A 19,566-nucleotide genomic window follows, 5' to 3' on the forward strand; every position below is an offset into this window, starting at 1 on the left:
CCAACAGGTGCTGGACGTCTTTGCTGGGCGGCGCGGCATCCTTACTTGAATACGCGGTCAACGGGCGTGCGGCGCAGCAGCGCGGCACGAAGCGGACAGCGGATGGAGGTAAGTATGAGTGGTTGGAAAACCCTTCATCTTCCCGGAGTCGGGCGGGCATTGCAGGTCCGTTTCAGACACCCGGTACCCGGAGTGAGTCGGGCATTGCAGGTCCGCCTTGCGCATCCGGTCGCTGGCCGCGCTTTACGCAGCGGTCGCGCAACATTGAAATATGCCCTGAACAGTCTCGGGGTTGTGTCTGTAGTCGCCGCGGTATCGCTGTCTGTCAGCCAGGAATGGCGTACGGCCCTGGCCGGTGCGCTGGCTGGCGAGCAAGCGCCTGCGGTATTGGTGGAGGCGGCAGTGCCAGCCTCCACGGCCGATGTGGCCGCGGCCAAGCTGGGCCTGACGATGGCGCAATCCAAGCCAGCAGGATTGCCGACCGTGTCCGGCACGGACGACTGGGGCCAGCAGCCCGCGGGCAAGGTGCCTTCCGTGGCTCACTTGGCCGCGCAGATCCCGGCACAGCGCGTGGCGCTGGATGCACGTAACCCGGCCACGCTGGGCAGCGCGCGTGAGCAGGCTGTGGTGGCTGAGTACATCGCGCGCAAGTATCGCGTGGCGGCGCAGGCCACCGCGCAACTGGTCAAGGCCGCATACCTGACGGGGCGCGAGGTCGGCATCGATCCGCTGCTGATCCTGGGCGTGATCGCGATCGAGTCCAGCTTCAATCCGTACGCGGAGAGCGGCGTGGGCGCACAGGGCCTGATGCAGGTGATGACCAAGGTCCATCAGGACAAGTACGAGGCCGTGGGTGGCGTGGCAGCCGCGCTGAACCCGTACGCCAACATCAAGATCGGTGCGCTGGTGCTCAAGGACTGCATTGCCCGCGCCGGTTCGCTGGAAGGCGGCCTGAAGTATTACGTGGGTGCGGCGACCACCAACACCGATGGCGGCTATGGCGCCAAGGTGCTGGCAGAGCGTGCCCGCCTGCGCCAACTGCCGGGCGTGCACAGCGTCGCGGCTGAGCAGGTGTCGGCCAAGCCGGAAGTGGCGGTGGATGCCAAGGCACAGGCCGAGCGTCATCGCGGCACGGCTGGCGACAAGCTGGAAGCGGCAGGCAACGTTCCGAAAAGCGCCTGATCCCGGGATCCTCGTATCTCGGCAGCAAAAAAAAAGCACCCTCCGGGGTGCTTTTTTCGTTGCAGTGACCGGCACTGGCCGGCGTTCAGGCGAAGAACTTGCCCAGGCGCGCCATGGCCTCCTCAATGTTCTCCATCGAGGTTGCGTAGGATATCCGGATATAGTCGCTCGCCGTGTACGGACCGAAGTCCTGGCCCGGCACCAGCACCACGCCGGCATCGTGCAGCATGGCCTGGGTCAGGGCATCGGCATCGCCGGCGGACGGGTGATTGACGCCACGGCAGTCCGCATACACATAGAAGGCGCCATCCGGCTTGACCGGCACCCGCAGGCCCAGCGACTCCAGCGCAGGCACGATGGCATCGCGGCGACGGTGGAATTCCGCCTTGCGCGCGTCGTAGATCGCCAGCGCCTCGGGGGAGAAGCAGGCCAGCGCGGCGTGCTGGGCGACGGCTGACGCGCAGATGAAGAGGTTCTGCGCCACTTTCTCGAAGGCGCCTACCAGTTCGTCCGGGACCACCAGCCAGCCCAGGCGCCAGCCGGTCATATTGAAGTACTTGGAGAAGCTGTTGACGGTGATCACGTCGTCGTCGAGGCTCAGCGCCGATACCGGCGGTGCATCGTACGACAGCCCCTGGTAGATCTCGTCGACGATGGCAAAGCCCTGGCGGGTCCGCACGGCCTTCAGGATGCGCGCCAGTTCATCCGGCAGGATCGAGGTGCCGGTGGGGTTGGAGGGCGACGCCAGCAGCACGCCGCGGGTCTGCTCGCCCCAATGTGTCTCCACCTGCTGCGCCGTGAGCTGGAAGCGCTGGGCCGGGCCGCTCGGAATCATCTTCGCGCGGCCGTCGAAGGCGGCAACGAAATGCCGGTTGCAGGGGTAGCTGGGGTCAGGCATCAGCACCTCTGCCCCAATCTCCACCAGCACGGCGCAGGCCAGCAGCAACGCGGCCGAGGCGCCGGCGGTCACCACCACGCGGCGCGCAGGGATGTCGATCCCGTACATGGTCTTGTAATAGCCAGCGATGGCCTCGCGCAGCGGCGCGATGCCCAGCGCGCTGGTGTACTGGGTGACGCCGCGGCGCATGGCGGCCTCGGCGGCCCGCACCACGGGCTCGGCGGCGGTGAAATCGGGCTCGCCGATCCCCATGTGGATGATGTGGCGCCCGGCACGCTCGAGTTCGGCGGCCTGCTTGGCCAGCTCCATCACGTGGAAGGCATCGATATTGGCAAGACGGGAGGCAGTGGCGAGGCGCTGCAGATCCATGGTGGGATAGGCTTGGTGAGCCTGATAGGTGGGTTGAGGGAGGTTAGGCCGCAGTTAAGTAACAGTTAAGTGGGGTTTGGCCGCGGTAGAAGTAAAAACACCCGCCGGAGCGGGTGTCGGTACGGCAAGCATGGCACCGTGAACGGCGCCGGTTGCCGTTGTTCAGCGTCGGGCGGCCAGTTCCGGCGCGCGCACCTTGGCGGCCAGCTTGTCCAGCACGCCATTGACGTACTTGTAGCCTTCGACGCCGCCGAAGGTCTTGGTCAATTCCACGGCTTCGTTGATGACAACCTTGTACGGGATGTCCACGCAGTGGATCAGCTCGTAGCTGCCGATCAGCAGGGCCGCGCGCTCGACCGGCGACAGCTCGCTCACCGGGCGGTCCAGGAACGGCTCGAAGGCGCCCGTCAGCCGGATTTCCTCGCGGATCGCGCCATTGAGCAGTGCATCGAAGTGCTCACGGTCAGCCTTGTTGAAGCCTTGGGCGTCGTGCAGGTGGGCCTGGATCGCATCGGTATCGTTGCGGTTCAGCAGCCACTGGTACAGGCCCTGCAGCGCGAGTTCGCGCGAGCGGCGGCGCGCGCTCTTGGGCGCTGCCTTGGGCTCGGCCTTGGCGACGGGCTTGGCGCCGGCGTCGTCCGCCGGCTTGCCGGCGGGGTTGCTGCTCTCGGGCGCGTCACTCATCGTCGTCCTCGTCTTCATCCGCTTCCTGGCTGCGCAGCGAATCCAGCGCGGAGACCAGGTTGGCCATTTCCACCGCGGCGCGGGCGCAGTCGCGGCCCTTCTCGCGGGTACGGGCATGGGCCTGGGCGTCGGTGTCGACGGTCAGGATGCCGTTGGCGATGGGCACATTGAAGTCCAGGCCAACGCGGCTGATGCCAGCGCCCGATTCATTCGACACCAGTTCGAAGTGATAGGTCTCGCCGCGCACGACCGCGCCCAGCGCGACCAGCGCATCGAACTGGCCGCTTTCAGCCATTTTTTGCAATGCCAGCGGGATTTCGAGTGCGCCCGGCACGGTCACCACCAGGGTGTCCTCGCCTTCGATGCCCAGCTTTTCCAGTTCGGCGACGCAGGCTTCGAGCAGTTCGGCGCAAACCGGTTCGTTGAAGCGCGCTTGCACGATGCCGATGCGCAGGCCTTCACCGTCGAGGTTGCTGGGGTAGAAACCGTGATCCATCTTATCTTCTCCTGGGTTCGGGGTGGCAGCCAGCGATAGGCACGCGGCCGCCGTGTATCCGGTAGTTCAGTTAGCCTGGCCGCCGCTCATGGGCTGGTAGCCAGTCACTTCAAGGTCATAGCCGGTCATGCTCGGCATTTTCAGTGGGGACGCCAGCACGCGCATCTTGCCCACGCCGAGATCCTTGAGGATCTGGGCGCCGGTGCCGTAGGTGCGCAGGTCCGGCTTCACGCGCGGGCGGTTTTGCGGCGCGTCGAGCGCCGAGAACTGCGTGAACAGCTGTTCAGCCGTGTCGCCGCAGTTCAGCAGCACCATCACGCCATGTTCGGACTGCGCAATGGCCTCGAGCGCGGCGGGCACGCTCCAGGAGTGCGTGGTACGCGACACTTCCAGCAGGTCCAGCGTGGAAAGCGGCTCGTGCACGCGCACCAGCGTTTCGCGATCAGCCTGGGGGTTACCCTTGACCAGCGCCAGGTGGGCGCGGCCGCTCGGCTTGTCGCGATAGATGATGCTGTGGAACGTGCCATATGGCGTTTGCATGGTGCGCTCGCCGGCGCGCTCGATGATGCTCTCGGTGCGGCTGCGGTAGTGGATCAGGTCGGCAATGGTGCCGATCTTGATGTCATGCTCTTGCGCGAACTCGATCAGGTCCGGCAGGCGCGCCATGGTGCCGTCGTCCTTCATGATCTCGCAGATCACCGCAGCCGGTGTCAGGCCGGCCAGGGCGCCCAGGTCGCATCCGGCCTCGGTATGGCCGGCGCGGATCAGCACGCCACCGGGCTGGGCCGTCAACGGGAAAATATGGCCGGGCTGGACCAGATCGGCGGCACGGGCATCCTTGGCTACCGCAGCTTGCACGGTACGGGCCCGGTCGGCCGCCGAGATGCCGGTCGTGACGCCTTCGGCTGCCTCGATCGACACCGTGAAGTTGGTGCCGTGCACCGTGCCGTTGCGGCTCACCATGGGTTGCAGCTCGAGCTGGCGGCAGCGTTCGGCGGTCAACGTCAGGCAGATGAGGCCCCGGCCGTACTTGGCCATGAAGTTGATCGCCTCCGGTGTGACGAAATCGGCAGCCAGGACCAGGTCACCCTCGTTCTCGCGGTCTTCCTCGTCAACCAGGATGACCATGCGGCCGGCACGGATTTCGGCAATGATTTCTTCTGTACGGGCGATTGTCATAGCTTGCAGGCTGGGAAGCTGGCTGAGGTTTGGGCTGGAATTCTGGCTGAATTTCGGGCGGGATGGCTTGCTGGCCGGCTGCCGCTTCGGGGTATACCGGCTGGCCGCGGCAGCGGTCTGGCCCAATATTGTACGTCAACCAGGCACCGCAGGGCGCGCGGCGCCAGCAGGGCCAATGCAGATGGCCCTGCGTGCGGCGGCGGACGACGGGAAGTCAGGTGGCCTTGGCGGGTCGCCTGGGTGCCGAAAAGACGCGTGTCAGGCGGGTTTTGGCGCGCTCAACATGCGCTCCACGTACCGCGCGATCAGGTCGATTTCCAGGTTCACGCGCGCGCCGGGCTTCAGGTCTTGCAGCGTGGTGACCTCGATCGTGTGGGGGATCAGGTTGATCGAGAACGTGCAGCCATCGTCGTCGTCGATGACCTTGTTGACCGTCAGCGACACGCCATTGACCACCACTGACCCCTTGTAGGCCAGGTAGCGTCCCAGCTCGCGCGGGGCGCGCACGCGCAGTTCATGCGACTCGCCCACCGGCGCGAAGTGGGTGACTTCGCCAAGCCCGTCGACATGGCCCGAGACCAGGTGGCCGCCGAGGCGGTCGGCCAGGGTCAGCGCCTTTTCCAGGTTGACCCGACCGGGCTTGTCCAGGCCAGCAGTCTTGTCGAGCGATTCGCGGGAGACATCGACGTCGAAGGCGTCGCCATCCAGCGCGATGACCGTCATGCAGGCACCCTGGATGGCGATGCTGTCGCCAAGGATGACATCGGACAGGTCCAGCCCGTTGGCACGGATGCGCAGGCGCACACCGGCATCGGCTGCGGCTTCGCTGCTGCCCAGCGGGGATACGGTTTCGATGCGGCCGACGGCCGCGACAATGCCAGTGAACATGATCGGTGCTTGATGCAATGGGAAAACACGCATGCTAGCAGGTGCGCAGCGGATTCGTTTTGCGCGCGGCCTGCCGTCAGGCGATCAGACGTGATCGGCGCGGCGCGCGATCAGGCGCAGGTCTTCGCCGATCATGCGCACGTCGTGCCAGCGGAAGGCCGCGGCGTCCTGCAGCCGCGCCAGGGGGGGCAAGTGGAACATGCCTTGTGCGTCGCCCAGCAGCTTGGGCGCGAGGTAGATCAGCAACTCGTCTGCGCAATGCTCGCGGATCAGCGATCCGTTAAGCTTGAAGCCGGCTTCCACGTGCAGCTCGTTGATGCCGCGTCGGCCGAGTTCTTCCAGCATGTGGCGCAACTCCACCTTGCCGTGCGGATTGGGCAGCACCACCACTTCCGCGCCGCGTGCTTCCAGGGCGCGACGGCGCGCGGTATCGTCAAAGGCGCAGAACACCAGCACGGGCTTGGCAAAGTCGCCGGTGTCCGGCGTCAGCAGGCGCGCGTCCAGGGGAATTTCCAGCCGGGAATCCACCACCACGCGCTGAGGCTGGCGCGGCGTGTCCACGGCACGCACATTGAGCTGCGGGTTGTCGTCGCGCACGGTGCCGATGCCGGTCAGGATAGCGCTGGCGCGCGCGCGCCAGGCGTGACCGTCGTCGCGCGCCGCCTGGCCGGTAATCCACTGGCTGCTGCCGTCGTGCAGCGCAGTGCCGCCGTCGAGCGAGGCGGCCACCTTGACACGCACCCAGGGCAGGCCGCGCGTCATCCGGTTGACAAAGCCGATGTTGAGTTCGCGTGCTTCTTTTTCGAGCAGGCCGCAGCGTACGTCCACACCGGCTTCGCGCAGCCGCTGCAAGCCACGGCCCGAAACCGTCGGGTTCGGGTCCTCCATGGCGGCCACCACGCGCGCGATGCCGGCGCGCACGAGCGCGTCCGCGCAGGGCGGCGTCCGGCCAAAATGGCTGCAGGGCTCGAGCGTGACAAAGGCCGTGGCGCCCTTGGGATCGTTCCCGCGCGCCGCGGCATCCTTGAGTGCCTGGATCTCGGCGTGATCCTGCCCGGCGGGTTGGGTGAAGCCCTGGCCGATGATCTTGCCATCCTTGGACAAAACGCAGCCAACGCGCGGGTTGGGCGTGGTGGTGTACATGCCACGCTCGGCGAGCGCGAGAGCCTGTGCCATGGCTGCGTGGTCGGTATCGGAGAACATGAGGCCTGGTGCTTCCTGCCGCGCGGGCGGTGAGTTGGATATGGTTACAGTCATCAGGTGTCAGGGCGGCCCGGACTGTGCGAGGCCGTCGCAATCGGCATCCTGCCCCGGCGTGCACAAGCGGACGCGGCCGTGGGCGCCGAGCCTTAGCTGCCGCTGTTCGCCCCGGCAGGTCACGGTGAAGGTGGCGGCGAGAAACCCGCCTTGCTCTGAGCGAGAGTATCCCACAGCTGTCATGCGCAGCGTATTGCTGCCTTGCGCGGTCGAGCGCAGGGCGATGCGCAGGCAGGCATCGCGCAGTTCGACGACAGCAAGCAAGCCGGCATTGTCCTGGCCTGGCTCGTCCCCCTGCTCCAGTGCCAGCCGCCAGCCGTGGTCCAGCGACGAAGCCCCCGGCAAGGGCGTCAGTACCACGTCGGATCGCCGCGCTACGGCGGCTGAGCGCGCCACCGCCAGCGAGCCGGCCAGGCGGTCTGCCGCGAGCATCACCTGCTGGCGCGCCTGCAGGCGCTGCCAGGACGGGAAAGCCAGCGCCGCCAGGATGGCCAGCACAGCCACGCAGGTGAGGAGTTCGGCAAGCGTTGCGCCGCGACGCGAATGCTGGTGCCAATTCCGGTGCCAGAGCCGACGCACGACCGCCTCAGCACGCCCGGGGCAGCGGCACCGGCTCCGCGGCAAAGGCGGGCTGGGAAAGCCACTCGCCGGTGCTGCGCAGAATCAGCGTGCCGCATGACGCATCCGGCGTCTGCGGCACGGCGCGCAGTTCCACGCAATGCGCGAGCCCGCTGCCCGGGCAGGCACTGGCATTGATCCAGTGGCGCGGGCGCGCCGCCTGGGCGGGCACCGACCGCGGCCATTTGCCGGCAGCCGTCGCGCCGCCTGGCTGGGCGGCGAAGGTCATGGTGGCGAGCGCGTGGCGCTCCAGGTCCAGCATCAAGCCGATCAGCGCGCTGCGCGCCTCGGCTCGCCTGCCGCGTTCCATATGCTGGTGCCAGGCAGGTATCACCATTGCCATAAGGATTGCGCAGACGGTCAGCGTGATCAGCAACTCGAGCAGGGTGAAGCCGGCTGGGCGGTGACAAGGTGTCATGGATGGGGGCCGGGATGCGGTGGCGTAGTTGGCGGTGGGTTGGTCTGGAAGGCGTGTCCGAGTCTCACGGCGACCCGGAGCCAATCAGCTCGCGCCAGCTGAGGCGGCCGGTGCGGCGGCTGGCGACGGTGCGGTTGAGTGGCACAGCGCTTCCTTCCTCGAAGGACCAGAGCGTGAGGGTCACGTCCTCACGCGACGTGACGCCCGGTTGCGGCGCAGGCCGTGGTGGTAGTGCCGCGCGTTCGAGAACGACGGTCGCCGTGGCGCTGGCCCCGAACCCGGTTGCTACGTGAGTGAGAGGCCCGCCAGCCTGCGCGCTGGCAGTGGATTCTCCGCTCAGGGCGTGGATCAGGTACGCGCGCTGGCGTGCGTCGGGCGTTCGGGTGACAAAGCCGAGGTAGCCCGGGTCGGCGGGGAGAAGCCGTTCCAGGCGCTCGCCGGGATTGGGAAGAGGCAAGTACCAGCCAGCGGTGGATGCTGGTCGGCCTTGACCTTGAATATCCGGCGCGTGAGCCTGCCGGCGCAGCACCACGCCGCCTCCTTGAGGCTGGGCCACAATGCGCGCGCCGCCGTGATTTGGGCTACCTGCGTTCGCGAGAGCCGTGCTGTCGAAGACCGCGCTGACATGGGTACCGTTTCCGTAAACCACCAGGTGGCCGCCGGCGGCGCTGATCAGGGCGGGGGGCACGATTGCGCGCGACGATGGCGTTGGGTCATCCATCCGGTAGATGCAGTCGACGCGCCGGCCGCTATCGCGCCATGGCATCGCACCGCGCAAATCGAAACGCCAGAGCCCGCCGGCGGCATCCACCGCGTACGCCGCCAGGGCCACGCCGGAAGTATCTGGCAGGATGCTCGCGGCAAGCAGCGCGGGGCTGGGTCCGGCGCTCCCGCAACCGCCGCCCGGCAGGAGCAGCCGCCGTATCGCGTGACGCCCTTGCCACGGCGCGTGCGAGGGTTTGTCCAGGGGCAGCATGGCGATGCCGGCCCGTTGCCCCGGCGGATCGCGATGCGGCACGCCTCGGTGGGCTTGGCGATCGTGCGAGGCGCCCAGCGTCACCATGGCGTACCAGCGCGGGCCTTCATGCGTGGAGAGCGCCAATGCGCGGACGGGGCCCGATGGGGCCAGCGGCAGCGTGTCGGAAGCCTTGGCCTCCCAGAGTGGTCCTACTGGTGGCCGCGCCGTTGCATTCGTGATGTCGAGGGCGAAAACGCCTGCCTGTGGGTCGGCTGCGTTTGCCGGAAGGCCACACAGCAGCACAGTGCGCCAGCGGCCGGGTTCGAGTGAGACGTCGGCAGCCTCGGGGTGGGGGCAGGGCGTGGGGCCCTGTTTTCGCATTGGGCGCGGTTGGTAAGCGAGTACTTCGTCGCCGGACATCGCATTGAACGCGCGTAGGGTGCCATCACGCATGCCCAGCCAGGCCAGCGCAGCGCGCGCGCCGTGCTCAACGACGAACGCCGCGTGGCCCGGCCAGCCGGGTATCCACTTGGGAGGCGGTACCAGGAAAGGTGGCGTGCTTCCCGCGCCCGGTGCCGTGCCAGCAAACAGCAGTCCGGCGGCGAGCGCAATCAGCGACTTGTGGTGCCGGGTGAAGTGCGTCATGGCTGGAACTCGCTCTGTAGCAAGCTGCGTACCGCCGCGTCGCGTCCGAGCCCAAGCGCAGTAATGCGAAAACGCAGCCGTTGCCCCGTGCCCGGCGTGTAGGACGATCCCAGCCATTCGCCAGGGGGGCGTTCATGCATCAGCTCGGCAACGTACCGCGGCATGGCGCCCGCGCCAGCCGCGCCGGGTGGCAGGGCCGGCAGGGTAACGCCGCTGAAGGTGCCCATCGCGATGCCGGTGGTCTCATCCGGCCGGCGCGAATCGAGCCAATTCAGCCATGGCGGCGGCCTGCCCGGAGCGGGCCGGCAAAGTCCCCGCTGCGTGCCGGCGCCGCATTGGCCCGGCGGTGGCCAAGCAGCAAGGCGGCTATCTACTCCGGACGCGCCGTTGCCGAGCGCCGCCTTCAATTCCGCTTCCGCGTCGAGCAATGCCGTCTCGGCCGCGCGAAAGGCGATCTCCTGTTCGAGCTGGTAAGTGACCACTTGCCTGCTGGCGAGCAGAAATTGAAGGCCAGCCAGGGTTGTGGCTGCCACAAGCAGCAGCATCGTGGCCGTCAGCAGGAGCGTGGTGCTCCCTTCGGCCCGGTTACCGCGCCGCAGGCAAGGCGCAACCGTGGCGCTCAGCATAGTGTCTGCCTGCAGGGCCAGGTATTGCGCAGGCGCACGGATGCCGAGAACACCCGGCGCATCAAGGCAGGCCGGTCATGCGGCGAGAAGAAGAGGTCGTCGGCATGGAGGCCTGCGCCGGCATGCGCGCCCGGTGGGAACAAGGTGAGCACGGCCGGCACTGCCGCCAGCGCCAGTGGGCGCTCACCGCGCAGCACCAGTGCCATCTGCACCACCAGTACCTCGCGCCAGGCCGCGTCGCCCCTGGCGCGCAGTTCCTCGGCGCGCAGGAACGCGTCGGCCTTGCCATCGCCATCGGTATCGATGCCGTATCGCAACTGCATGGCCTCCACGCCACGCACCAGGGCGCCCGAAGTCCAGCTTCCCTCCAGCACCCGCCCGTCGCGCCGGCTGGCATAGCGGCACAACAGCTGTGGCTCGCCATCCGCGCCGATGGCGATATAGATCAGGCTCTCCCCCGCATAAGCGCGGGCTGCGCCACCGGCCGATCCGCCGACGCTCACCGCCGGCAACGCATATCCGCTGCAATCGATCATGGTCTGGTCCGGCAGCGTCGGATCCTGCGCGCGCCCGCTGCCACCGAATCGCACCAGCAGCGCATCACTGCCATTGACGCCGCGGCGCGTGCAGGTAGGCAGCGCGGCAACGCCCGGCTGGCCGCAATCGTCTCGCCCTGACAGCGCCGGTGGGGCATTGGCCGGCAAGACCGCGCCAACCGGTTGCCAGCCGCTATGCCGGACCAGGTGGGAGAGGATCGCGAGCGCCCGCTGGCCGCGTTCTTCCAGCAGCACGAGATCGACGGCGGTGCGGTAAGCGACCTGGACGGCATGGAACGCGGACACAGCCAGCGCGCTGACCAGCAGGCCGAGCGCCAGGCCGACCATCAGTTCGATCAACGAGAACCCTTGTGCGCGACGAGCCCTCATGGCCGGATCCAGAGGACAACGACGCGCAGCGCGGCCGCATCCTGCGCGCCACCGGCGCGTCTCGACCAAGCCAGGGACAGCGGCCCGACCACCGCCAGCCTTGATCCCGGCGAGCACCCGCTGTCCTCCGCCGAAGCAAGCGCCTGGCACAGCTGGAGGTCATTCGGGCCAATGCCGCGCGCCTGAAGGGGCGACAACGCGAGGGCCGGATCCCCCATTTCTGCTAATTCCGCGGCGGCCCGTGTAGCGTGGCCAAGCGCCTCATAGCCGCGCAGCGTGCCAAGCGCGAACGGCGCCAGCGCAGCAAGCGGCAGCAGGCCGACGCCGAGGACAGCGAGGGCGGTGAGGGATTCGATGAGGATGAAGCCGCGAGGCGGGGAGGGGAGTCCCCGCTTTGCGGATGATGGGTGAGGCGGTCGTCCGGTTCCCAGCGGCATGGCAATCTCGCATCAAAGACGGGATGCCAGAAGATAGCCAGGATGGTGCGCCGCAAATGTTCCGAATTGTAGAGCTTGACTGAGGAGAAATCTCAAAAGGGCCGGGGGGTATCTTCCGGTTATTGACCTCGACCTCGACCTCGAAGCCGCCAACCCGCCAACCCTTTTCCTGCATGATCTGGTGCCTCACCAGCACTGTGACTGTGTACCCGTGCCGCTGGCAGTCTTGGTGTTTTGGTAGTCGACGGACAGCACTCCACACAGCGTGTCCTGTCCGACCGGCGTCGCGTTGACGGTATAGCTCACCGCGATGCCGTTGACGCCAGGGACAACCGCAATGGTGTAGGCGCTACCCGCGGCGTTATCCCCAGAGAAAGCGCTCGCACCCAGGGCAGAGAGATCTTGCGTATAGGCATTGTTCACCGTGTAGTAGCGCTCGAGCGCGCCCTGCGTCTTCAGCAGGGCGGCCTTGCCTTCGGTTCGCTTCGCACGCAGCACGTACTGCGTGTAGTTCGGGATGGCGATCGCCGTCAGGATCCCGACGATGGCCACAACGGCCATCACCTCCATCAGCGTAAAGCCCCGAGCGGGTGTTCGCGCCACACATATTGTTTTCATGGCGATATTCCTCATGATCTTGATGCTAAATGGCGAGGTCAATGCAGGATCTCCCGCCAGGACAGCCGCCCCGTCTGGCTCGACGCGCTCTCTCCGACGGTCTCCTGGTTGCCCGTGGTGCCGGTCATGAACTTGCATTCCTTGCTCGTCCCGCATTTTGTGACCGTGGGCGCCGGTGTAATGCCGACGGTGGATTTCCGTCCGCCAACCGGGACGTTGCCATTGGCGCCGTCGTTGAGGAAATCGGCGGAAGAGAAGGTGTGATCGTTGTTTACGTCGAATGGTGTGACCGTCAGGCGCCCGCCGGATAGCGATGCGAGTTCCATCAGCCAGCTGGTTCCCCCGCTGTCACAGGAGTTTGCTGACGGAATCAGCGTCGTGAAGATGATACGGTCTCCACGCGCCAGTGGGCTGTAGACCACCCGCTCGCCCTGGATGCCGGAAGCGGGCGACACCAGGTCAAGATACCAGCCTTGCTTGCCGTTGGCGGCATAGAGGACCTGGTTCTGGCTCACCATGCGATAAGTGTAGCCGTAGGCATCGACTTCCCGGTTGATGGTCTGCGCTACCAGCGAACTGCGGGCGACCGTGCTCAAAGTGGGGGTGTTCTGATCCCAGATGCCGTAGAAAGTCTGCGTCGACATATTCGCTGGGTCAGTGGTGTCGACATAGCGGCCCGTGCCGAACAGCACGACATAGCCGCCCGCGGGGTTGCGCGTGACATCCACGGACGATGTGATCGGCTGCCGGGTACCGTTGGCGTCGGTAGCGATGAACAGCGGCGTGTTCGCGGTTTGCAGGCCCCAGGCAGAAGCCGTGGTGCTCTTCATGTTGAACTTCCACAAGTTGCCAAGCAGGTCGCCGGCGTAGATGAAATCGGTAGTGCCATCGCCGTCGACGTCAGCGGGGAACGGTTGCGAAAGCCCGTTCGGCGTGGAGACCGAGCCGGCACCCGTGGCCAGCTTCAGATAGTCGGTACCCAGCACCCACTTCTTCGAGCCTGTGGGCCTGTCAAGAAACACGACGTACAAGTACGCTTTGCCTGCGGCGCTGTTGTAGCCGTTGCCGAAGATCGCCGCCCACTTGCCATTCGCCATCTTGATGATCGAGGGCTGCCCGAAGGTATAGCCCAGGTCCGCATCGACGTTGTTGGTGAACTCCCACAGGACGGTCGAGGCGGCCGTGCCCTCGCTGATGCTCTCCGGGTTGGTCACATCCAATGCGTAGATGCCCGCGCCGCCGCCGCCGAGCCCGCCCACCAGCACAGTCTTCCAGTTGCCATTGACCTTGGCATCCGTCACCGCAGGCGTGCCGTCGACATAGTAAGCGTGCGTGTAGCCAAGGTCGCTGAGCCCGGGCAGATTGCCGTATAGCGCGGAAGGCACGTAGGCAAACAACTCCGTACCGGCGTCACTGCCGCTCCCGCTCGTGATCGGATTCGCGGAGAACGCATGCAGCATGCCGTCGTTGGCGCCGACATAGAGCATGGGCTTGCGGCTTTTCTTGCCCAGGACGAAGGTGGCATAGTCGGCGTCCGCGTAGCCCGCATTGGGGCGGCCAACATACTGTGGACTGGAATTGACGATGTCGCCAAGGACCGAGTTGGGCCGGACGCGGAATTTGCCGGTTGCAGTCCCTTCATTGCTCTGGTCGCCGCGAATCCAGTTCAGGCGTGCGCTTCCTAGTGTGTCGCTGCGGTTAAGCGTGCTCTGATAGCTTGCCGGCAGGGTGCCCCAACGGAACGGAATCCCGGCATTTGCCGATGACGTGCCATCGTAAGTGAGGATGTTGCGAGCGGTTGCGTTGACCGCCTTCATTTTTGCGCCCGCATCCCACTGGGCAGGGTTGGTGACGACGCCGTTGGTGTCGACAGCGTATGCGAGCAATTGACCGGACCAGTCAGTGCCATTGAAGCGAGCCTGGTAGATCGTCGATCCGGTCGTGAGCGACGAGGAACTGGTCGCCACCGATGCCGCCGAAGAAGTCTGCAGGATCGACAGGAACGCGCGCTCCAGCGCGCTGCTGAGCGCGCCTGGGTTGGTGGCGTAGAAGTAGTTGTCCGGCAAGCCGTCGGAGCCGCCGCTGCCATCGGACAAGCGCACATCCCACTCGGAGACCTGGTCGGGTGTGCCCGAACCGTTCAGGTCCTTGAAGCCCCCCCATTTTGCTGCGTAGTAGAGCGGATCCATGAACTGCGAAGCCACCGACCCGCTGGCCGTGTAGCTGACGGTGGTCTGGGGATCGCCGAAGTTACACAGATTGCAGCCGCCCGATGTGTTGGTGGGCGCGCTCGAAGGCGTGACGGTGACAGGTGCCGGGTCGGTGTACTTGAAGTTGTAGATGCCCGAATGGAAGTGTGGGCCATCCTTGGTTGTGCCGGAGATGACATAGCCAAAGCCCTGGCCATTCGCCGACGAGCCAGAGACCACCTGGGTCGATACCTGGACTGTATTGCCCGTCACCGTATAGCTGAGGATGCCCCAGACATCCTGGTCATAATCGCCGCCGGCGACGGAATCTTCCCAGTTTACGTAGAACTTGCCGCTCGTGGCCGTCTGCGAAATGACCTTGAAGTCCACCAGTGTTCCGCTGCTGGCGTCTGCGGTTACCGAGTTGGGCGACTGCGGGTGCAACTGGTACGCAGGCATGATGGTGACGGCTTTGCCGCCCACATTCACGTTGATCTTGGGCGTGTTGGTGGCCAGCTGGACGGCGTAGGTGGTGACCTTGAGGGAGGTGGTATCGGCGGTTGGCACGCCCAGCGTTGCCGCCTGGCTGGTGGAGCGAATCCGGTTCATGTGCGCGTAGAGCGCAGCACCTGCGATCTGGAAGGTTCCCTTCTGCGAAGGACCTTCGGGGCAGATGCCAAGTACGTCGCTCAGTTTGGAAATTGTCTTGCCCGAACAGAGATTGTCGATCAGGCCGCCATTGATCCCACCCATGAACCAGCTACCGCCATTGATGCCCTCTCCGGCGCCGACTTTATCGGTCCACGTGCTGTTGGTGTCGGCTGTGTTCAGATCCGTGAAGCCGGCAAGTTGATCGTTGTCGTACGAAGAAACGCTTGAGTTGAACACCAGCGTGTTCAACGGCGTGCAGTAGGGCGCCTTGTTCGCGTTGCTGGACGGCAAGTCCATTGGATTCGCCCATGCGGGCGTGGTCAGATTCAGCGCCGCATCCTTGCTGCCGCTGCTTTTCGGTGTAAAGCTGGAATTCGCGGTCTTTCCTGCGAAATAGCGCAAGGACTCCAGGTAGATCTCGGAGATCGGATTGCCCCAGGTGGAGCAGTTGCCTTCGTTAGCTGGCTGGTTTTGCGATGTGGAACCACCGCTGGGTACGATGGAGGTCTGCTGATAGTTGCAACTGTCAGCATTGACGTAACTGCCGTCGCTGTAGCTGTAGCCGTATGGGCGCAGCTTGTTGACATTCCAGACGATACCTTTCACGGGAGAGCTCGCTGCGTACGTGAAGGTGCCATTGGTCGGATCGACCTCCTGGGAGAAATTCACCACGTTCTGGCGCAATACGCCGCCCGAGATGTTCTTGTCATACGTACCGGTCATCAGTCCGAACAACATCTGTCCGCTTTCACCGTATTTCTGGAGCAGGCCGAAGGGTTTGTAGGAAGACGAGCCATACTGCTTGCAGTTCTCGGTGCCGAGCAGGCCCGGCACGCAGACCTGCACGCGTGCGTTGAAGGTGCCGCTGCTTTCGCCAGTGCCGAGGGCGCGCGCCGCTTTCACCGGATTCTCTGCCGACGCATTGATGCCGGAAAGGGCTGCCCGGTTGCCGTTGGATGAGCCGGTCACGCTCGTACCGTTGATTTTGGTCAGGAAGGAGCTTTGCGTATTGTTTTGCTCCTCCGACCAGTTGCATTGCCATTTCTCACTGGCGCCCCAAGTGGCGTAATTGCCGGAGACAACCCGCAATTGCGGCGCCTGGGTATTGCTCTGGGAGTTGACGTTGCTTGAATCCTTGGGGGTCACGTTGCAGATAGTGAGCCCGCCTCGGGTCAGGTTGGTCACCGCCCAACTGTTGTAGCTGCTTGCCGCGCCGCTTGGCTTGGAAACCCCATCTGGATAAACCGCAAGGCTGATGGTCTTGTTGCTGCTGGTATCCACGCTCATGACCCAGCCCGTCAGGGTCGTGTTGGCCGGCGCGGGTGAGTTGGCGGTCATGACAATCTGGTCGCCGATGCTGATGTTCGTGACCGAGCTGAGTTTGATGCCGGTGATGACATTGGCCGCGACGGTGACCGTGGTGCTCGACGTCAGCGTGGGCCCGGCCGCTTCCACCGTCAGCGGAACCAGTTTGCTGACATCGGAGCCGTTGTAGAACTTGGCCCATGCGTGCGCGTCCATCGGCAGGAAGGCACGTTCGAGCACCGTGGTGGTCGCGGTATCCGTGGAGCGGAAACCGCCGTACAAGATCTTGCGCACTTCGTCGATGCGGCTCATGCTTGCCCAGTTCAGGAAGTTGCCGCTCCAGGTGGAGCCGTTGCAGTACTTGTCGGCAGTGACGGCGGACGGCACGAAGGCATGCTGGGTGCTGCCATCGTAGGTGTAGCACTTGTACGAATCGAAGTAGCCGGCGTAGTCGATGCTGTTGGTATAGGTCGTGTCGAGCACGCCGTCACCATTCAGGTCGGTGTAGTCGTTGTAGGCCTTCTGATGCAGCGTATGGTCCTTGGACAGGTCGATCATCACCATGGGCGGCACATTGCCCCCTGCATAGAGGGGGCGCGTTGCCAAGCTCAGTTGCGCGGCGCATGCCGATGCGACGGCGAGGATGGCCGACGCGATGGCCAGCAACAACTGGAGGCCGGTGACGGGGCGGAAGCGGGCTTGCTGGGTCATGGTGCGCTCAACGAATGTTTAGGATGGTTGCGCAAAATGGCTCAGAACCGGACGACTTCCTGCACCATGACCTTGGTGTTTGGATTGGCTCCGTAACCAATGGCGGTCACGCGGAAGACATAGCGGGTGGCGCCGGCGCGCAGGCTGCCGTCGGCGATGTCCGGAAGGGATTCGATGATGTAGCGGGGTTGCTGTGACACGTTCCCCGCGGTCAACGCTGCTTGCTTGGTCATTTCGCCGAGCGTGACGGAGTGCGCGCCATCTTCGAGGTAGCGTTCCCATACTGGTTGTCCCGAGGTGGCCGGTATGCAGAAGCCCTTGAAGCTGTCGACATCGCAGGTGTCCGACGCGCCGGTGCGGCCGCTCAGGCCACGCGTTACGCTGATATCGGTGCGCGCATCGCGCAAGGCCGCTTCCGCCGCCTGCAGGGCGATGTTCTGGTCGCGGGAGTTTCGCGCCATGCGTTCGCCGGAAAGGCTGGTCAGGCTGGCTGACAATCCCAGCATCGTCAGGATCACGAGAAACAGAAGCACCACGATCAGTGACATGCCGCGTTGCGTGCGCACTGGTGCGCCGAGGCAGGTCATGGGACGGTCGGGTTGGTTGCTCATCTCTGGCCTAGTTCAAGCGGTTGCGGACTGCGATATAGAACGTGAAATGCTTGCGCAGGCGCCCGTCCACAGGCAGTTGCACGACACTGCCCGCATCGCTGGCGGGTGCCACATTGGCGGGCGCATAGGCGGTGCCGAAGTGATTCAATGTGGCCGAGACCGGCGCGGGGTTGCTCAGGCTGTCACCGACCAGCACCACGGAAACCACCATCGCCCGGACATTGGCCATGACGGCGACACCCGGAGGCACATAGCGGTTGATCGCCTGGTCGCCATCGGTGTCCTCGCCCAGCAGTACCTGGAAGCGCTCCACGCCCGGGAATAGGGGGGTAGTGGTGCCATTCGCGGTGCACTGCAGCCATGGCATGCCGGATGCATCGTTGGCGATCGAGAACGTTTCCGCCTGCAGCACGATATTGCTGACACCTTTGCCGGTGCAGTCGACGATGGTGCCATCAGGATTTGGCGTCGGCACGGACGCGGCGGCGGCCAGCGCGTCCGAACCGAAATAACGGAACGTCAATGTGTCGCTTGTGTTAGTGCCGGTGTCGTTGGTCGCGTCGATGGTGTTGGCGTTGGCAAAGGTGGTGCCTGCCGGGAAGTCGTTGTAACCGGCCTGGCGCACGTCGCGCTGGAGCAATTGAGCAATCGCGCGCGCATTCTCCTGGATGCCGGCCAGGTCCGTGTGCGTGCCGTAGGACGCCCGCTGCGACAGGTAGAAGGACGAGATCACGATCAGCAGCAGCATGCTGATGACCAAGCCGACCATCAACTCGACGAGCGTAAAGCCGTGCGTGTGGCGCGCCAGTTCGCGGCTTGCCTTTCTCATGGTACGAACGCCGTGACAAAACGTTGATAGACCGGATTCTGGTTAGGCGGCGGCTTATCTTCCTGCCACCAGATCTTGATCGCGTAGGGGGCACCGCTTGCGTTGTCACACTGCGGACTGGCCGGCGTGCCATCGTCCGGCGTGCTGTCGATGCAGACTGTGCCGAGGCCGCCGGGCAACGTGGCCACCGTGTCGTCGAGCCAGGCCTTGTAGCTGCTTGCGGCCATCTGCGCTGGCGTGCACCCTGCGGTCGTGAAGCAGGCGACCGTGGTCAGGCCGACGGGCTGGTTGTAGGCACCCGAGGTCATCGCGGCCTCATTGCTGCGTATCTGGTCGGCAAGGTTGTAGGCCAGCACGGTCGCGACGTTGCGCATGGAGGCGGTACGGCCATCTACCAGTGTGCGCAACTGCAGGGTGGCCAGCGCCAGCACGCCAAATGACAGCACCACGATCGTCACCAGGGCTTCGATGAGCGTGAAGCCGGGAGCGGGGCGACGCCGGCAGTGGATGCGTTCTGGATGCGTGATCTTCATGGCATCAAGGGCAAGCGACTTGCTGCGAGGTGGGCTTACCGCTGCCCGTAAGCGAGACGCGTTGGCCGGCACTCGTCGATGATTTTTCGCAAAACTGCCAGGAGCCAAGCGAATCCGGTGCGCCCCAGGAGCGCAGACGGATGCTGGTGGCGCCGGTGCTCAGGCTACTGGCCACGATGACCATGGAACTGGCAGGCGGATCGCTTTTGCGGATTACCTCTTCGCCGTTGCTAATGATGTTGTCGCCATTGCTGTCGACAAAGACCACGCGGCGCTGGGTCCAGTCACTGATGCAGTTGGTGCCGTCGGCGGTGGGGCACACGGTGATCGTTGTATTGCGGCGTGCTGCTTCGCTACGGGCGATCTCCACATCGCTGACCAGATTGGATGATTCCGTCGTCATCCTGCTGCGATGGATGAAGGCGCTGAAGTTTGGAACCGCTGCCGCGGCCAGGATGGCGAGAACCGAAAGCGCCACCATCAGCTCGATGAGGGTGAAGCCAGCTTGCCGGGTGGTGCGTAGCGCAGAGGGGAGGGA

At 65.1% G+C, this 19,566-nt stretch carries 19 protein-coding genes; 1 reads left to right on the forward strand and 18 read right to left on the reverse strand.

Annotation, left to right across the window (positions count from 1 at the left end):
* Positions 1 to 114: 114 nt before the first annotated feature.
* The gene (locus tag AC1RWI_RS08230) at positions 115 to 1,182 is read left to right on the forward strand and encodes a lytic transglycosylase domain-containing protein (protein WP_492865675.1); all 1,068 of its coding nucleotides are present in this window, start codon (positions 115 to 117) and stop codon (positions 1,180 to 1,182) included.
* A gap of 85 nt (positions 1,183 to 1,267) precedes the next feature.
* Here the strand turns inward: AC1RWI_RS08230 and AC1RWI_RS08235 are convergent, their stop codons facing one another.
* From AC1RWI_RS08235 to AC1RWI_RS08320, 18 genes are all read right to left on the reverse strand, one after another.
* Positions 1,268 to 2,449: a pyridoxal phosphate-dependent aminotransferase gene (locus tag AC1RWI_RS08235; protein ID WP_043348581.1), complete on the reverse strand. Its 1,182-nt coding sequence runs from the start codon at positions 2,447 to 2,449 to the stop codon at positions 1,268 to 1,270.
* Between the two features lie 162 nt (positions 2,450 to 2,611).
* Positions 2,612 to 3,133, reverse strand: coding sequence for a transcription antitermination factor NusB (gene nusB / locus AC1RWI_RS08240; RefSeq protein WP_043348579.1), 522 nt, complete (start codon positions 3,131 to 3,133; stop codon positions 2,612 to 2,614).
* Positions 3,126 to 3,629, reverse strand: a complete 504-nt coding sequence (gene ribH, locus AC1RWI_RS08245; RefSeq protein WP_043348576.1) for a 6,7-dimethyl-8-ribityllumazine synthase — start codon at positions 3,627 to 3,629, stop codon at positions 3,126 to 3,128. The genes nusB and ribH overlap by 8 nt, the downstream gene beginning before the upstream one ends.
* Positions 3,630 to 3,695: 66 nt before the next feature.
* The gene (gene ribBA, locus AC1RWI_RS08250; protein ID WP_043348572.1) at positions 3,696 to 4,808 is read right to left on the reverse strand and encodes a bifunctional 3,4-dihydroxy-2-butanone-4-phosphate synthase/GTP cyclohydrolase II; all 1,113 of its coding nucleotides are present in this window, start codon (positions 4,806 to 4,808) and stop codon (positions 3,696 to 3,698) included.
* A gap of 258 nt (positions 4,809 to 5,066) precedes the next feature.
* Entirely contained in the window at positions 5,067 to 5,696 is a 630-nt protein-coding gene (locus tag AC1RWI_RS08255) for a riboflavin synthase (protein WP_043348570.1), read from the reverse strand.
* 84 nt (positions 5,697 to 5,780) lie between these two features.
* On the reverse strand, positions 5,781 to 6,899 hold the full coding sequence (gene ribD / locus AC1RWI_RS08260; RefSeq protein ID WP_043348566.1) for a bifunctional diaminohydroxyphosphoribosylaminopyrimidine deaminase/5-amino-6-(5-phosphoribosylamino)uracil reductase RibD: 1,119 nt from the start codon (positions 6,897 to 6,899) through the stop codon (positions 5,781 to 5,783).
* A 60-nt stretch (positions 6,900 to 6,959) separates the two neighbouring features.
* Positions 6,960 to 7,457 (reverse strand): GspH/FimT family pseudopilin, encoded by a 498-nt coding sequence (locus AC1RWI_RS08265; RefSeq protein ID WP_492865679.1) that lies wholly within the window; start codon positions 7,455 to 7,457, stop codon positions 6,960 to 6,962.
* Positions 7,458 to 7,539: 82 nt separating this feature from the next.
* On the reverse strand, positions 7,540 to 7,989 hold the full coding sequence (locus AC1RWI_RS08270) for a type IV pilin protein (RefSeq protein ID WP_043348559.1): 450 nt from the start codon (positions 7,987 to 7,989) through the stop codon (positions 7,540 to 7,542).
* Between the two features lie 64 nt (positions 7,990 to 8,053).
* Positions 8,054 to 9,592, reverse strand: coding sequence for a pilus assembly protein (locus tag AC1RWI_RS08275; RefSeq protein ID WP_492865681.1), 1,539 nt, complete (start codon positions 9,590 to 9,592; stop codon positions 8,054 to 8,056).
* The gene (locus AC1RWI_RS08280) at positions 9,589 to 10,218 is read right to left on the reverse strand and encodes a pilus assembly protein (protein WP_052494650.1); all 630 of its coding nucleotides are present in this window, start codon (positions 10,216 to 10,218) and stop codon (positions 9,589 to 9,591) included. The genes AC1RWI_RS08275 and AC1RWI_RS08280 overlap by 4 nt, the downstream gene beginning before the upstream one ends.
* On the reverse strand, positions 10,212 to 11,144 hold the full coding sequence (locus AC1RWI_RS08285; RefSeq protein ID WP_492865683.1) for a PilW family protein: 933 nt from the start codon (positions 11,142 to 11,144) through the stop codon (positions 10,212 to 10,214). The genes AC1RWI_RS08280 and AC1RWI_RS08285 overlap by 7 nt, the downstream gene beginning before the upstream one ends.
* Complete coding sequence (locus AC1RWI_RS08290; RefSeq protein WP_043348553.1) at positions 11,141 to 11,581, reverse strand: type IV pilus modification PilV family protein; 441 nt, start codon at positions 11,579 to 11,581, stop codon at positions 11,141 to 11,143. The genes AC1RWI_RS08285 and AC1RWI_RS08290 overlap by 4 nt, the downstream gene beginning before the upstream one ends.
* A gap of 186 nt (positions 11,582 to 11,767) precedes the next feature.
* Entirely contained in the window at positions 11,768 to 12,199 is a 432-nt protein-coding gene (locus AC1RWI_RS08295) for a type IV pilin protein (protein ID WP_043348550.1), read from the reverse strand.
* 38 nt (positions 12,200 to 12,237) lie between these two features.
* Positions 12,238 to 16,908, reverse strand: coding sequence for a pilus assembly protein (locus AC1RWI_RS08300; RefSeq protein WP_492865686.1), 4,671 nt, complete (start codon positions 16,906 to 16,908; stop codon positions 12,238 to 12,240).
* 188 nt (positions 16,909 to 17,096) lie between these two features.
* Positions 17,097 to 17,666: a pilus assembly PilX family protein gene (locus AC1RWI_RS08305; RefSeq protein WP_492865688.1), complete on the reverse strand. Its 570-nt coding sequence runs from the start codon at positions 17,664 to 17,666 to the stop codon at positions 17,097 to 17,099.
* A 7-nt stretch (positions 17,667 to 17,673) separates the two neighbouring features.
* Positions 17,674 to 18,495: a PilW family protein gene (locus tag AC1RWI_RS08310; protein ID WP_043348542.1), complete on the reverse strand. Its 822-nt coding sequence runs from the start codon at positions 18,493 to 18,495 to the stop codon at positions 17,674 to 17,676.
* Positions 18,492 to 19,028, reverse strand: a complete 537-nt coding sequence (gene pilV / locus AC1RWI_RS08315) for a type IV pilus modification protein PilV (protein WP_492865690.1) — start codon at positions 19,026 to 19,028, stop codon at positions 18,492 to 18,494. Before pilV ends, AC1RWI_RS08310 begins: the two co-directional genes overlap by 4 nt.
* A 4-nt stretch (positions 19,029 to 19,032) precedes the next feature.
* Positions 19,033 to 19,566 (reverse strand): GspH/FimT family pseudopilin (locus tag AC1RWI_RS08320; RefSeq protein WP_492865692.1); only part of this gene is annotated, 534 nt, incomplete at its 5' end.

The organism is Cupriavidus sp. MPR-AND1C (assembly GCF_058809705.1).